Genomic DNA, 14477 nt, shown 5'->3' with positions numbered 1-14477 from the left:
TACCATCGGTAGCGATCCTCCCCACGGACGCCACCATGATCCTTGTCCTGCGCCGTGCTGCGTTCGCCGCGGCCTGTGTTTCCCTTGTCGTCGCCGCCCAGGCCGACGCCGCCACTGCTGCTACGGCTGCCGCGGACAGTGCCGGCACCTACGATCCGCAGGCGCTGTTCGCACCGCTGCAGTTGCCGCAGCCGGCCAACGCCTACCGCAGCGGCGGCGGCGTGCCCGGCCCGCAGTACTGGCAGAACCGCGCCGACTACGACCTGCACGCCACCCTGGAACCGGCCACGCACACGCTGCGCGGCCAGGAGACCATCACCTACAGCAACCGCAGCCCGGACACGCTGGACGTGCTGTGGCTGCAGCTGGACCAGAACCTGTACCGCGCCGACGCGCGCGCTCGCACCCTGCGCGCCGCGCGTGCCGACCGGCCTGCACCGCCAACGACCGACGGCTACCGCATCGCCAAGGTCGAACTGGAGCAGGGCGGCAAGCGCGTGCCGGCCACCTTCCTGATCGACGACACGCGCATGCGCGTGGACCTGCCGCAGCCGCTGGCCAGCGGCAAGGCGCTGAAGCTGCACATCGACTACGCCTACACCGTGCCCGGTACCTGGGGCGGCCGGACCGCGGTCACGCCCACCGCCGATGGCGACATCTACGAGATCGCGCAGTGGTATCCGCGCATGGCGGTGTACGACGACCTGCGCGGCTGGGACACGCAGCCCTATCTGGGCGCGGAGTTCTACCTGGAGTACGGCGATTTCGACTACGCGGTGACGGTGCCGTGGGACTACCTGGTCGCCGGGTCCGGCGAACTGGCGAATCCGGCGCAGGTGCTCACCGCCACCCAGCGCCAGCGCCTGGCGCAGGCGGCCGCCAGCGACAGCACCGTGACCATCCGCGGCGCCGATGAGGTGGGTACGCCGGCCAGCCGGCCCAGCGCCAGCGGCACCCAGACCTGGCGCTTCCACATGGACCACACCCGCGACGTCGCCTTCGCCGCCTCGCCGGCCTTCGTCTGGGATGCGGCGCGGATCAACCTGCCCGAAGGCAAGCATGCGCTGGCGATGTCGGTGTATCCGCGCAGCGCGGTCGGCAGCGCCAAGTGGGGCCGCTCCACCGAGTTCGTGAAGGCCTCGATCGAGCACTTCTCGCAGTGGTATCCGTACCCGTGGCCGGCGGCGGTGAACCTGGGCGGCCACGGCGCCGGCATGGAGTACCCGGGCATCGTCTTCGACGACATGGAGGACGGCGGCAAGCAACTGTTCTGGATCACCGCGCACGAACTGGGCCACGGCTGGTTCCCGATGATCGTCGGCTCCAACGAGCGCCGGCATGCGTTCATGGACGAGGGCTTCAACACCTTCATCGACGTCTACGCCTCCGACGCGATCAATCACGGCGAATTCGCGCCCAAGCGCGACGGCGAGTACGCGCCCGGCGGCGGCAACCCGGTGGACGAGATCCTGCCGCTGCTGGCCGACGCGAAAGCGCCGACCCTGCTCGATCGCGCCGACGCCACCAGCGAGACCTACCGGCATCCGCTGACCTACTTCAAGGGCGCGCTGGGCCTGGTGCTGCTGCGCGAACAGATCCTCGGGCCGGCGCGCTTCGATCCGGCGTTCCGCAAGTACATCGCCACCTGGGCCTACAAGCACCCGACGCCGTCGGACTTCTTCCGGCTGATGGAGAGCGAATCGGGCGAGGACCTGAGCTGGTGGTGGCGCGGCTGGTATTTCAACAACTGGCAGCTGGACATGGGCGTGCGCGCGGCCGCCTACGTCGACCACGACCCGGCCAAGGGCCTGCTGGTGACCCTGCGCAGCCGCCAGAAGCTGGTGATGCCGGCGACCCTGCGCATCGACTTCGCCGACGGCAGCCACCTGGACCAGCGCGTGCCGGTGGAGACCTGGATGCAGCAGACCCAGCCGCAGATCCGCGTGCCGAGCACGCAGAAGGTGCTGCACGTGACCCTGGATCCGGACCACGTGCTGCCCGACGCCGACCGCAGCGACAACCGCCTCGATACGGTGAGCTGAGCCGCGCGCGGCGGTCCGCAGTACCGCCGCGCCCGCGCAAACGTGCTGCGGCCGCAACATTCGCGGCCGCCCGCCATCGGCGCGCGCCTGTCCCTGTTCGCCGCGCCGTTGGTGTTGGCGGCGCGTGCGATGCGCGTGCGTTCGCCGTCGTTGCCGGCGGCCGGCGCCCACCGTGGCGCGCGTGCAGACGGCCTGTCTCCGCCTGTCGCTGTCTGTCTCCTGCGGACCGTGCGTGTCCGCTTGTCCTGTCCTGTGCGGCGAACGGAGCGTGGGATTCCAGTTCGGCGTCGCGGCGATTGCGTGGGCCGCCGCGCGCATTCCAAGAATGCGCCGGCCCCCACGCCCCCGTGCCGGCGCATGCGCGCACTGCCATGCGGCCTGCACTCATTGCGACAGATGGGAGAGAGATCATGCAGCAGCAGTTCCGCAAGGGCGCATTGGCGCTCGCTCTGGCCTTGTGCGCCGCTCCGGCCTTCGCCGGCCCGGTCGGTTATGGGGCCAACACCACCGGCGGCGGCAGTGCCATCCCGGTCAACGTCGCCACGATGGAAGCGATGCAGGCGGCGATCGACAACTACGCCGGCTCCGGCGGCCTGGTGCTCAACTACACCGGCAGCTTCAACTTCGCCAGCATCACCGACGTGTGCACGCAATGGAAGCTGCCGGCCAAGACCGTGCAGATCAAGAACAAGCGCGACATCACCATCAAGGGCGCGAATGGCTCGTCGGCGAACTTCGGCGTGCGCGTGGTCGGCAACGCGCACAACGTCATCATCCGCAACATGACCATCGGCCTGCTGCCCGGCGGCGAGGATGCCGATTCGATCGCGCTGGAAGGCAATTCCAGCGGCCAGCCGTCCAACATCTGGGTGGACCACAACACCATCTTCGCCTCGCTGACCAAGTGCGCAGGCGCCGGCGACGCCTCCTTCGACGGCGGCATCGACATGAAGAAGGGCGTCAACCACGTCACCGTGTCCTACAACTACATCCACGATTACCAGAAGGTCGCGCTCAACGGCTACAGCGACAGCGACACCCAGAACGCCGCCGCGCGCACCACCTATCACCACAACCGCTTCGAGAACGTGGAATCGCGCCTGCCGCTGCAGCGGCGCGGCTTGAGCCACATCTACAACAACTACTTCAACAACGTCTTCACCTCCGGCATCAACGTGCGCATGGGCGGCGTGGCGCTGATCGAGGCCAACTACTTCGAGAACATCAAGAACCCGGTCACCTCGCGCGACAGCAGCGAAATCGGCTACTGGGACCTGATCAACAACTACGTCGGCAGCGGCATCACCTGGACCGTGCCGGAGAGCACCAGCAAGCCCTACGCCAACGCCACCACCTGGATTTCGTCCAAGACCTACCCGGAGCCGCTGGGCTATCTGTACACGGCGATTCCCGCCGCGCAGGTCAAGGCCAAGGTCATCGCCACCGCCGGTGCCGGCACCAATCTGGCCGAGTGAAACACACGGCCTCCGCTTGCCGTAGCGAGCGGAGGCCGTCGCTGGACGCGTCATGAAGATGTCGTATTTGTGCCGTTTGCAGCATCTTATGCTTCTAACCGAAATCCCCAAATTGGTGCGTGGTTGTGGGGCGGTTGCACCGGAAGGCGCCAAATTTATCGTTGTTTCACATGAGTTTGACGCGATCAGCGGCTTTCGCTGTGCGCGCGCAGCATCGTGCACGCCATGGTCACGATGCTGAGGAGGTCCTGAAGAGTGTGCTTAGTTACGCATCAAGAACGGCACGCCGCCGCCGTTATTTGAAACGAGTACCCGCAGGTGACATCCCCGATGCGGTCGGGGCTGGAAGTGGTTTCGTCTTCCTCTCCGTCGCATTGCGTCGGGCCACAGGCCTGCCGCTGTCTTGCGCGATCCCGGTCGTGGCGCGGGCTCCTCTCCTTTCCTTACTTGGTGGCCCCTCATGATCGGATTCCTTCAGCGCTACAACGTCGGGACGCGGCTCGCGTCCGCCTTCGGCGTCCTCATCCTGCTGTCCTGTGCGCTCGTGGTCGCCGGCTTGCTGACGTTGAAACAGGCACGCGCAATGATGGATACCATCGTCAATCGGCGCATGCAGATCCTCGATTACACCGGCGAAATGCGTAACGCCAGCGCGCAGGTGGCGGTCAATCTGCGCAACATCGTGCTGCCGACCACGCAGGAAGAGAACGAGCAGTTCGCCAAGGTCGTCGACCAGCAGCGCCGCTACTACGGCGAGATCCACGACAAGCTCTACGCGATTCCGGTCAGCGACGCCACCGGCGCGCAGATGCGCAAGGCCATCGACGACGCCTACGAACGGACCCGCCTCGCCAACCAGAAGGTCCTGGACCTGGGCATGGCCAACAAGGCCGATGAGGCATTGAAAGTGCTGATGACGGAGGCCGGGCCGGCGACCCAGCAGTGGCAGGAGGCGATCAATACCTATGCCAACCGCCAGCGCACGCGCGGCGCGCAGGCCTACGCCAGCGCCAACGTGGCAATGGACCGCGGCCGCAGCCTGCTGGTGGCCGGTGGCGTGCTGGTGGTGCTGGCCAGCGGCCTGCTGGCGTGGCTGATCACCCGCAGCCTGACCGTGCCGCTGACCCGTGCCACGCGCGTCGCCGAGGCCATCGCCAGCGGCAAGCTGGACAACGACGTGCGCACCGATGCCCGCGACGAGACCGGGCGCCTGCTGGTCGCGATGCAAGGCATGCAGCAGCAGGTCAGCAACCTGATCGGCGCGCAGCTGGAGATGGCCAAGCGCCACGACGCGGGCGAAGTCAGCCATCGCATCGAAGCGCAGGCCTTCCCTGGCGACTACGGCCGCATGGCCGCCGAGACCAACGCGCTGGTCGCCTCGCACTTGGCGGTGAAGACGCGCCTGGCGCAGATCATGGGCCGCTACGCGATCGGCGACCTGTCGCAGGACATGGACCGCCTGCCGGGCGAAGAAGCGGTGCTGAGCCAGACCATGGACGAGGTCAAGGCCAACCTGTCGGCGATGAACGGGCAGATCAAGCAACTCGCCACCTCCGCCGCGGACGGCGATTTCAGCGCGCGCGGCGACGCCGAGCGCTTCCAGTACGACTTCCGGGTGATGGTGGAGAGCCTGAACCAGCTGATGGCTACCGCCGACGGCAATCTGCAGGCGCTGTCGACGCTGCTGCAGGCGATCGCCGCGGGCGACCTGACCGCGCGCATGCACGGCGACTTCCGCGGCGTGTTCGCGCAGATGCGCGACGACGCCAACGCCACCGCCGAACAACTGGCCGGCATCGTCGGCCGCATCAAGCATTCGGCGGTGTCGATCAATGCCGCGGCCACCGAGATCGCCGCCGGCAACGACGACCTGTCGCGCCGCACCGAACAGCAGGCCGCCAGCCTGGAAGAAACCGCTGCCTCCATGGAGGAGTTGACCTCCACCGTGCGCCAGAACGCCGAGCATGCCCGCCAGGCCAATCAACTGGCGGTGGGCGCCGCCTCGGTCGCCTCGCAGGGCGGAGCGGTGGTCGGCCAGGTGGTGACCACCATGAGCGGGATCGAGGATGCATCGCGGCGCATCGCCGACATCATCTCGGTGATCGACGGCATCGCCTTCCAGACCAATATCCTGGCCTTGAACGCTGCGGTGGAAGCGGCGCGCGCCGGCGACCAGGGCCGCGGCTTCGCCGTCGTGGCCAGCGAGGTGCGCACCCTGGCGCAACGCTCGGCCAGCGCTGCCAAGGAGATCAAGGGCCTGATCGACGACTCGGTGAGCCGTGTCGCGGAGGGCTCGGCGCTGGTCGACCAGGCCGGCAAGACCATGACCGAGATCGTGAGCTCGGTGCAGCGCGTCACCGACATCATGGGCGAGATTTCCGCGGCTTCGCAGGAGCAATCCGCCGGCATCGAGCAGGTCAACCAGACCGTGACGCAGATGGACGAGAGCACCCAGCAGAACGCGGCATTGGTGGAAGAGGCCAGTGCGGCGGCGCGCTCGATGGAGCAGCAGGCGGTGGAACTGAGCCAGGCCGTGGCGCTGTTCAAGCTGGACGCCTCGGCAGCCACGCCGGTGGTCCAGGCGCCGCGTCAGCACGCCGCCCCGGCGCCCGCAGGCAAGCGCAGCGTCGGTCCGGCAGTCGTGAAGGCCTTGCCGGCACGACGTGCGGCACAGCCGGCAGCGGCGATGGCGCTGGACAAGGACTGGCAGGAGTTCTGAGCCGCACGAGGTGTGTCATCGGGCGGGGGGCGCAGTGCGCGCCGCTCGCTCTGTCGAATGCCGGCGGCCCTGGTGCCGCCGGCGTCGTATCCAGTCGATCCGGGCGCCGCGTGCGGCAGCCGAGCGACCGCACCCTGGTCGATGCGGCGACTGGCCGGAGGGCATCCCCACCGCGTGCCTCTGCGCCGTGCATCGCCGTCACGTTGCGCCCTGTGCAAGTGCGCGCGCAGCCTGCTCATGCGTCGCCCTCATCCGTGCATCCATCGCGTGTCACCGTCGACGTGCCTCCATGTCGCGCACGCGCTGAGCGCCGTCGCGCAACTCATCGTCTCCGACTGGTGCGGCAATGCGAACGCGATCGCATTCTTCGCCTGTGCCGCGCATCCGGATGGGGGCGTGCGCCATCGGATCGCTCCATTTTCCATTGGCCGCGCGTGTGTGCTGCATGCAAACGTCATGCCGCTTGTTGCAACAAGAAATGCACGCGCCTTTCACGCAAAACTGCCGGTCCGCGCGTCGCGCGCATGGGCTCTCCACACCCCTGTCATATGCCTGAGGGTGTTCAATAAATTGTCTGCAATCGCCTCTCAAGTCCGGCTACGGGGGGCCGTTACATCGCCCGCACATTGAGCGGGATGCGTCATCAAGCGTTTGATTCGAAACGATTTTTCACGATTTCTTCATCCCTTGCTCGATGCGGGCGCACACGACGGCCATTGCGTCGTCGTGCGTGATCCGGGGCGATCCGTCGCCTCTTTCATTCCCCCAGACAGGCCATTCCATGATTGCATTCCTTCAGCGCTACAACGTCGGTGCCCGGCTCGCCACCGCGTTTGGCCTCCTCATCCTGTTGTCCTCGGCGCTGGTCGTCGCCGGGCTGTTCACCCTGTTCCAGGCACGCGAGCGGCTGGACGGCATCGTCCAGCGCAACATCGCCGCGATCCGTGCTTCCAGCGAGATGCTCAACGCGAGCTCTGCCGTGGCGATCAATGTCCGCAACATCGTGTTGCCGACCTCCCAGGAAGACAACATCCGCTTCGCCAAGGTCATCACCGAGCAGCGCGCGCGCTACCAGGAGGCGCGCAAGCGGGCGGGCGCCATTCCCAGCGGTGCGCAGAGCCAGGCCGTGCTGGAGGAGGTCGATCGCGCCCGCGCGCTGACCGTGGACGTCAACAACCGCGTCATCGACCTGGGCATGCACTACAAGCCGGATGAGGCGCTGGCCCTGCTGATGGGGAAGTCTGCCCCGCTGACACAGAAATGGCAGGATGCGATCGCCCGCTACGCCGATCTGCAGGCTACCCGCAGCAACGAGGCCTATGCGGCGGCGACGGCGGCGATGGCGCGTGGGCGCGCCATGCTCATCGCCGGCGGCCTGGCGGTGGTGCTGGTCAGCAGCGTGCTGGCCTGGCTGATCACCCGCAGCCTGACCGTGCCGCTGAATCGCGCCACCCTTGCCGCCGAGGCCATCGCAGCCGGCCACCTGGACAACGACGTGGCCACCGACGCGCGCGACGAACCTGGCCGCCTGCTGCTGGCGATGAACGGGATGCAGATGCAGTTGCAGCGCTTCTCCCGCGAAACCGCGTTGATGATCGAACTGCATGCGGACAAGGACATCAGCCACCGCATGCCGCAGGACTTCCCGGGCGTGTACGGCGAGCTGAGCAAGGGCATCAACACCATGATGTTCGAGCACCTGGATGCCATCGTCGAGGCGGTGGAGATCCTCAACGAGTACGCCAACGGCGACTTGCGCCGCGACGCGCGTCGCCTGCCCGGCAGCCGTGCGGTGCTGCACGAGTCGATGGACGCGGCCAAGGCCAGCCTGCTGGCGATCAATACCGAGATCAAGCGTCTGGCGGCGGCGGCCGCGGCCGGCGACTTCAGTGCCCGCGGCGATGCGGCCAGTTTCCAGCACGACTTCCGGCTGATGGTGCAGGACCTCAACGCGATGATGGAGGTCAGCGATCGCAATCTCGGCAAACTGTCGGCGCTGCTGCAGGCCATCGCCGCCGGCGATCTCACCGCGCGCATGCACGGCGAGTTCCAGGGGGTGTTCGCGCGGATGCGCGACGACGCCAACGCCACCGCCGACCAGTTGACCGGCATCGTCGGCCGCATCCAGACCGCGGCGGTCAGCATCAATGCCGCGGCCACCGAGATCGCCACCGGCAACGACGATCTGTCGCGTCGCACCGAGCAGCAGGCTGCCAGCCTCGAAGAGACTGCAGCCTCGATGGAAGAGTTGACCTCCACCGTCAAGCAGAACGCCGAACACGCGCGTCAGGCCAACCAGCTCGCCAGCGGCGCGGCGTCGGTCGCCTCGCAGGGCGGCGTGGTGGTGGGCCAGGTGGTCGAGACCATGAGCGGGATCGAGGCGTCCTCGAAGAAGATCGCCGACATCATCGGCGTCATCGACGGCATCGCGTTCCAGACCAATATCCTGGCGCTCAACGCCGCAGTGGAAGCGGCACGTGCCGGCGAGCAGGGCCGCGGTTTCGCGGTGGTCGCCAGCGAAGTGCGCACCCTGGCGCAGCGTTCGGCCAACGCCGCCAAGGAGATCAAGACGCTGATCGACGACTCGGTGACCCGCGTTGCCGAGGGCTCGGCGCTGGTCGATCGCGCCGGCAGCACCATGCAGGAGATCGTCGCCTCGGTGCAGCGCGTCACTGACATCATGGGCGAGATCTCCGCGGCCTCGCAGGAGCAGTCGGCCGGCATCGAGCAGGTCAACCAGACCGTCACCCAGATGGACGAAAGCACGCAGCAGAATGCGGCGCTGGTGGAAGAAGCCACCGCGGCCGCGCGTTCGATGGAGCAGCAATCGGTGGAGCTGACCCAGGCGGTGGCGCTGTTCAAGCTGGACGGCGCACCCGTTGCCGCGCCGTCGCCAGCACCGGTGCAGGCGCGTGCCAGGACTGCCGTGCCGACGGCCGTGCGCAGCCCGCGCCCGCTGGCCGCGGCCGCACCGGCACGACGCGCGCCGGCGTTCGCCGCGGCGGTGGCGCTGGACAAGGACTGGCAGGAGTTCTGAGCCGACGCGGTCCGGTGTCCCGGACCGCTGGTGTGCGGCCGTCTTCCTCGGAAGGCGGCCGCTTGCGTTTGTGCATCGCTGCGCGATGTGCGCGATTCGGCTGCTGTGTGCGAGCAGGCGGCGGCTGGTGCGGAGACGTGTGGGGCGAAGCTTCGGCTCGCCCGTGGCCAATGTCCCCCTGCGCAAGAGGGAGCAGCGCGAATGCAGAAGGCATCGCCCTCGCCGGGCGCTGCAGTGCCGGTCCTGATCGGGCGGCCAGGTCATCGACGGCCACAGTCAAATCGCGCTGCGGCCGCAGTGGGCGGCCGCAGCGCGTAAGCGGCACTTACTGCGGCGGCTTGGTCTGCGGGGTCTTGATCACGTACGAGGTGATGTACTCGCCGTTGGAGCCGTAGACCACCACGATGGTGGTGGTGGCGTCGCGGTAGACCACGGTGGCGTTGCACGGGCAGCTGGCCGCGGCGGTGACCATGCCCAGCGGCTGGTTCTTCGCGTCGTTGACCGCGATCATCTGCTCCTCGGCGGCGCTGCCGATCGGCAGCCGCGTGTCGGTGCCGGGCGTGGCGCTGAGCACGGTGATGACCTCGTCCTGCAGCGAGTTGATCTGCACGAAGCGCAGGCCGGCCTTCTCGAACGTGTAGACCTTGAACAGCGGCGACAGGCTGACGTTCTGCTTGCCGATGGGCAGGCGTTCGCCCATGCCCTGGATCGCGTCGGCGGCGTTGAGCGGCGCGCGCTGGGCGGCCTGCAGGCAGGGCGCGGCCAGCGCGGCCGCCAGCATGGTGAGGGTCAGCAGCGGTTTGATCATGGTGTCTCTCCTTGTCTGGATGTACGGACCTGTACGCCATGGGACGAGCGACAGCCGTGGTCCTTTCCGGCCGGGGCGCCCGCAACGGGCCGTCTCCCGGTCCGTCGTCGCCTGCGGTCCTCCCGGCTCCGCGTTCGCCCTCATCGGCTGGTGCGGAAATAGGAGACTTTGCAGGCGTCGAGTTCAGTATTTCTGACGTTAGTAGCGCTGTCAACAAGCAGAATCAACCATGTAAGCGAAAATGGCGTTGGTGTCTGATGTAAGGAGATACCGTACATTGGCAGGGTTGGGCCGTTCCGCCGTGTCGTTTGCAGCGAAAGGCGGCCGTCGGCATCCCGCGCGGTGTCGCTGGCAACCGCGTGCGCGGATCCGCGCTGCGTTGCAGCAGCCACCCCGCTGCGGCGCGCCGATCCGCGCTAGCAAGCGGCCAAACACGCGTGCAGCCGCACCTCTCGGCCTTCAGCCTGTATCGTGTCGCGTTTTCCGCACCCGACCGAGCCGATGCCGCATCCGTCCGCGCCTGTCCCGTCCGCCGCCGCTCCCGCCCTGCGCCACGCGCTGAAACCACGGCAACTGATCATGATGGGCTTGGGCAGCGCGATCGGCGCCGGCCTGTTCCTGGGCTCCGGCGTCGGCGTGCACGCGGCAGGGCCGGCGGTGTTGATCTCCTACCTGGTCGCCGGCGCGCTGGTGATCATCGTGATGAACGCGCTGGGCGAGATGGCGGCGGCCAAGCCGGCCAGCGGCGCGTTCTCGGTCTATGCCACCGACGCGATGGGGCCGACCGCCGGCGCCACCGTGGGCTGGCTGTGGTGGCTGCAACTGGTGATCGTGATCGCCGCCGAGGCGGTGGGCGCGGCCGGCCTGCTGGCGACGGTGTGGCCGGGCTTGCCGGTGCCGGCGGCCGCGATCGCGTTCATGGCCGCGTTCACCGCGATCAACCTGCTGGGCGTGCGCAACTTCGGCGAGTTCGAGTTCTGGTTCGCCATCCTCAAGGTAGCGGCGATCGTCGGTTTCATCCTGGTCGGCATCGCCTTGCTGGCCGGCTGGCTGCCTGGTGTCCCCTCGCCGGGCCTGTCCAACGTCACCGGCAACGGCGGCTTCGCGCCGAAGGGCCTGGCCGGCATCGGCGCGGCGCTGCTGGTGGTGGTGTTCGCCTTCGGCGGTACCGAGATCGTGGCGGTGGCCGCGGCCGAGACCGCCGATCCGGAGCGCAGCATCGCCCGTGCCATCCGTACCGTCGCCTGGCGCATCCTGGTGTTCTACATCGGCTCGCTGAGCGTGATCATCGCGGTGGTGCCATGGCAGAGCAAGGCGCTGAGTTCGCCGTTCGCCGCGGTGCTGCAGGTGGCCAACATCCCCGGCGCCGCCACCGGCATCACCCTGATCGCGGTGATCGCGTTGCTGTCGGCGCTCAACGCCAATCTGTACGGCGCTTCGCGGATGATCTTCTCGCTGGCCCAGCGCGGCGAAGCGCCGCGCGCGCTGGCCGCGTCCAGCCGCCAGCAGGTGCCGTGGCTGGCGGTGCTGGCCAGCGTGCTGTTCGGCTTCGTCGCTGCGGTGCTGGAGCTGCTGTATCCCAACCGGGTGCTGCCGGTGCTGCTGAACATCGTCGGCGCCACCTGCCTGCTGGTGTGGACGATCTCGCTGCTGTCGCAACTGATCCTGCGCGCGCGCGCCGACCGCGCCGGCACCCGCCTGCCGTTCCGCATGCGCGGCTATCCGCTGCTCACCGTGCTGGCGCTGGCGATCCTGGCGCTGATCTTCGGCCTGCTGGTGGCCTCGCCGGACACCCGCACGCAGTTCCTGTCGATGGCGGCGCTGACCGCGGTGATCGCCGTGGTCAGCGGCGTGGCGCGGCGGCTGCGCGCGGGGTAGGGCGCGCGCTCCAGCGGTGGCGGCATGCCGTTGTGGGAGGGACTTCAGTTTCGACGCGTGAGGGTATCGGACGGCGTTTGCTTCGTTCGTCGCGGCTGCATGACAGCGCTTTGCGCGCGTCATGTGTGTCGCCGCAGCGGTCGCGCGTGTTGCTTTTCATGGAGCAACCGCGACAGGTGTCGCGGCAAGGCCTGTCGCGGCTGAAGCCGCTCCTGCGACGGCACCGACAGCTCGCGGACCTGCCTCTTGTAGGAGCGGCTTCAGCCGCGACGCGTTGCGATGGAAACCACCGCGGCCGAATCCACGACGTGCACGCGCGCCGCTCAGCCCAGCAGCAGGCGTGCGCCCAGGGCGCACAGCAGCGCCGGCGGCATCACCAGCGCGCCGACCTTGAGGAAGCGCCAGAAGCCCACGTCCTCGCCTTCGCGGCGGATCGCGGTCAGCCACAGGATGGTCGCCAGCGAGCCGGTGATCGACAGGTTCGGCCCCAGATCCACGCCGATCAGCAGCGCGTCCACCACCAGCTGCGGCGGCTGCGCCTGAGCGACGGTGGTGCTGGCGATCAGGCCGGCCGGCAGGTTGTTCATCAGGTTGGAGCCGAACGCCAGCAGGGTGCCGGCGACGCCGGCGGTGGCCTGCGGCGAGTGCGCGGCAGCGTCGGCCAGGGTGCGCGCGAGCAGGCCGATCACGCCGGTGCGCGACAGCGCCTCCACCAGCACGAACAGGCCGGCCACCAACGGCAGCACCGACCACGACACCGCCTTGGCCATCGGCAGCGGCGACTGCCGGCCGCCCAGGCAGACCACGCCCAGCGTCGCCAGGCCGGCCAGGCAGGTCGGCAGGCCCAGGTCCAGGCCCAGCGCGGAGACGCCGACCAGCAGCACCGCGGTGGCGAGGATGCCGACCAGGGCGAAGGTGCCGCCGCGGGTCAGCGGCACCGTGTCCACGCGCGCGGCGCAATGGCCGGTCAGGTCCTTGCGCTCGGCCCAGCGCAGCATCACGAAGGTCACCCCGATCGCCAGCAGCGACGGCAGCGCGAACGCGGCCATCCACGCGCCCAGGGTCGGCATCTTGCCGCCGTACAGCACCAGGTTGGCGGGGTTGGAGATCGGCAGCACGAAGCTGGCGGCGTTGGCGATCAGCGCGCAGGCGAACAGCAGCGGCAGCGGCTTGGCGCCGGCCTTGCGCGCGGCCGCGTACACCGCCGGGGTCAGCACCACCGCGGTGGCGTCGTTGGACAGGAACGCGGTGACCACGATGCCGACGCCGAACACCAATGCGAACAGGCGCTGGGTCGAGCCCTTGGCCAGGTTCACCGCATGCATCGCCACCCAGTCGAACAGGCCTTCGGCGCGTGCGGTCTCCGACAGCAGCATCATGCCGATCAGGAACAGGTACACGTCCAGGCCCTTGAGTACCGCCTGCCACGCCTCGCCGCCGGGCATCAGCCCCAGCACCATCAGCAGCAGCGCGCCGCCCACCGCCCAGCACGCCTCGGGCAGCTTGAACGGCCGCGCGATCACGCCGGCGGTGGCCAGCGCGCAGATGCTCCAGGTGGCGAGATTGGCCGTATGCGCGACGGGCATGCTCATGCCGCCGCTGCCGTGGCACGGGCGCCGAGGCACGCGCGCGAAGAGGCCGCTGGAACGAGGCAGGGGAGGGCGATGGTGGAGGGCACGGGCATGGGGCGGCGGGCAGCGCAGTCCGAGGGGCGTGCAGGATAGCAGCGGGGCAGGTGCAGGCCGGGCCGACATGGGCGCTCCGGCGCCCGCGGTTTAGTTTGCGTAGACACGCGTCGCGGGGCTGCCCGCACATCCCTGCACGCCAGGGCCGCGCGGCACCGCGGTGCCGCTACCCCAGATGGCGTGCGATCCACCCTTGCACGAACGCCACCGGTCCGGTCCGTGGCGGCGGCGTCAGCCCGGCGCTGCGCACGAAGCCGGTGGCGGCCTGGGCCAGTGACTGGTTGGCGCGACGCACGGCCTGCTGCGCGGCCGCCTGCTGCTGGCGCAACTGCACCAGGTGCAGCGACGGCCGCCCGGGCGGGGCGAACTTCTGGTCGCGACGCAGCGCATCGGCGGACAGGCGGCTGGCCTGCGCGGCCTGGTGCAGGGCGTCCAGTGCGTCCAGCACCTGCAACAGCCAGCGTCCGCTGTCGCTGAGCTGCAGGGCCGAGGGGGCGTCGCATGCCGGCACCAGCAGCGGTGGAATCACCGTGCCGGCGATCGCCGCCACGCTCGGGTCCAGGCCGCGCAGGCGGGCCTGGAACGCGGTCTGTGATGAGGAAAGGGCGGCGACCATGCCTAACCTATGCGCGACGAAAGCGCGGACTGTACGCGGTTTGGCTGGGCGCTGCGCAGGCAGCGACAACGCGTCGGCGCGGATCGCCGTGGAGGCCCCTGTCGGCGAACGCTGAGCCTGGCGTCGGTGCGGCCCAGCTCGCGCAGCCTGGCGTCGGGCCCACGCCGTGTCGCACGCCGCGCTCGATGGGCTTTTTTGTGGGAGGGACTTCAGTCCC

At 68.9% G+C, this 14477-nt stretch carries 8 protein-coding genes; 5 read left to right on the top strand and 3 right to left on the bottom strand.

Going from position 1 to position 14477, the window contains the following annotated elements; genetic code table 11:
- Positions 1-35: 35 nt before the first annotated feature.
- The 4 genes from RAB71_RS14720 to RAB71_RS14705 all read left to right on the top strand — a co-directional run bounded on the left by RAB71_RS14720 (position 36) and on the right by RAB71_RS14705 (position 9273).
- The gene (locus tag RAB71_RS14720) at positions 36-2042 is read left to right on the top strand and encodes a M1 family metallopeptidase (RefSeq protein ID WP_010344123.1); all 2007 of its coding nucleotides are present in this window, start codon (positions 36-38) and stop codon (positions 2040-2042) included.
- A gap of 410 nt (positions 2043-2452) precedes the next feature.
- Positions 2453-3517 carry a polysaccharide lyase family 1 protein gene (locus RAB71_RS14715; RefSeq protein ID WP_010344122.1) on the top strand — a complete coding sequence of 355 codons (1065 nt, stop codon included), beginning with the start codon at positions 2453-2455 and terminating at the stop codon, positions 3515-3517.
- A 460-nt stretch (positions 3518-3977) separates the two neighbouring features.
- Positions 3978-6236, top strand: coding sequence for a methyl-accepting chemotaxis protein (locus RAB71_RS14710; protein WP_010344121.1), 2259 nt, complete (start codon positions 3978-3980; stop codon positions 6234-6236).
- 781 nt (positions 6237-7017) lie between these two features.
- Entirely contained in the window at positions 7018-9273 is a 2256-nt protein-coding gene (locus RAB71_RS14705) for a methyl-accepting chemotaxis protein (RefSeq protein ID WP_041500369.1), read from the top strand.
- Between the two features lie 325 nt (positions 9274-9598).
- Here RAB71_RS14705 and RAB71_RS14700 read toward each other — a convergent pair whose 3' ends face one another.
- Entirely contained in the window at positions 9599-10081 is a 483-nt protein-coding gene (locus RAB71_RS14700) for a hypothetical protein (protein WP_041500367.1), read from the bottom strand.
- Positions 10082-10582: 501 nt separating this feature from the next.
- Here RAB71_RS14700 and RAB71_RS14695 point away from each other — a divergent pair.
- Positions 10583-11959, top strand: a complete 1377-nt coding sequence (locus RAB71_RS14695) for an amino acid permease (protein WP_029562263.1) — start codon at positions 10583-10585, stop codon at positions 11957-11959.
- 323 nt (positions 11960-12282) lie between these two features.
- Here RAB71_RS14695 and RAB71_RS14690 read toward each other — a convergent pair whose 3' ends face one another.
- Together RAB71_RS14690 and RAB71_RS14685 are read right to left on the bottom strand one after the other, a co-directional pair.
- Entirely contained in the window at positions 12283-13551 is a 1269-nt protein-coding gene (locus RAB71_RS14690) for an arsenic transporter (protein ID WP_041500366.1), read from the bottom strand.
- Positions 13552-13810: 259 nt separating this feature from the next.
- The gene (locus tag RAB71_RS14685) at positions 13811-14260 is read right to left on the bottom strand and encodes a hypothetical protein (protein WP_010344114.1); all 450 of its coding nucleotides are present in this window, start codon (positions 14258-14260) and stop codon (positions 13811-13813) included.
- Between the last annotated feature and the right edge of the window lie 217 nt (positions 14261-14477).

Origin of the sequence: Xanthomonas sacchari (assembly GCF_040529065.1) — a bacterium.
GTDB lineage: Bacteria > Pseudomonadota > Gammaproteobacteria > Xanthomonadales > Xanthomonadaceae > Xanthomonas_A > Xanthomonas_A sacchari.
Note: the sequence above shows the minus strand (reverse complement) of the source record. Positions and strands in the feature narration are given on the sequence as shown.

Bases quoted from the DNA above. Each gene is read 5' to 3' on its own strand.
- RAB71_RS14720 (WP_010344123.1), top strand. From the start codon at position 36: ATGATCCTTGTCCTGCGCCGTGCTGCGTTCGCCGCGGCCTGTGTTTCC.
- RAB71_RS14715 (WP_010344122.1), top strand. From the start codon at position 2,453: ATGCAGCAGCAGTTCCGCAAGGGCGCATTGGCGCTCGCTCTGGCCTTG.
- RAB71_RS14710 (WP_010344121.1), top strand. From the start codon at position 3,978: ATGATCGGATTCCTTCAGCGCTACAACGTCGGGACGCGGCTCGCGTCC.
- RAB71_RS14705 (WP_041500369.1), top strand. From the start codon at position 7,018: ATGATTGCATTCCTTCAGCGCTACAACGTCGGTGCCCGGCTCGCCACC.
- RAB71_RS14700 (WP_041500367.1), bottom strand. From the start codon at position 10,081: ATGATCAAACCGCTGCTGACCCTCACCATGCTGGCGGCCGCGCTGGCC.
- RAB71_RS14695 (WP_029562263.1), top strand. From the start codon at position 10,583: ATGCCGCATCCGTCCGCGCCTGTCCCGTCCGCCGCCGCTCCCGCCCTG.
- RAB71_RS14690 (WP_041500366.1), bottom strand. From the start codon at position 13,551: ATGAGCATGCCCGTCGCGCATACGGCCAATCTCGCCACCTGGAGCATC.
- RAB71_RS14685 (WP_010344114.1), bottom strand. From the start codon at position 14,260: ATGGTCGCCGCCCTTTCCTCATCACAGACCGCGTTCCAGGCCCGCCTG.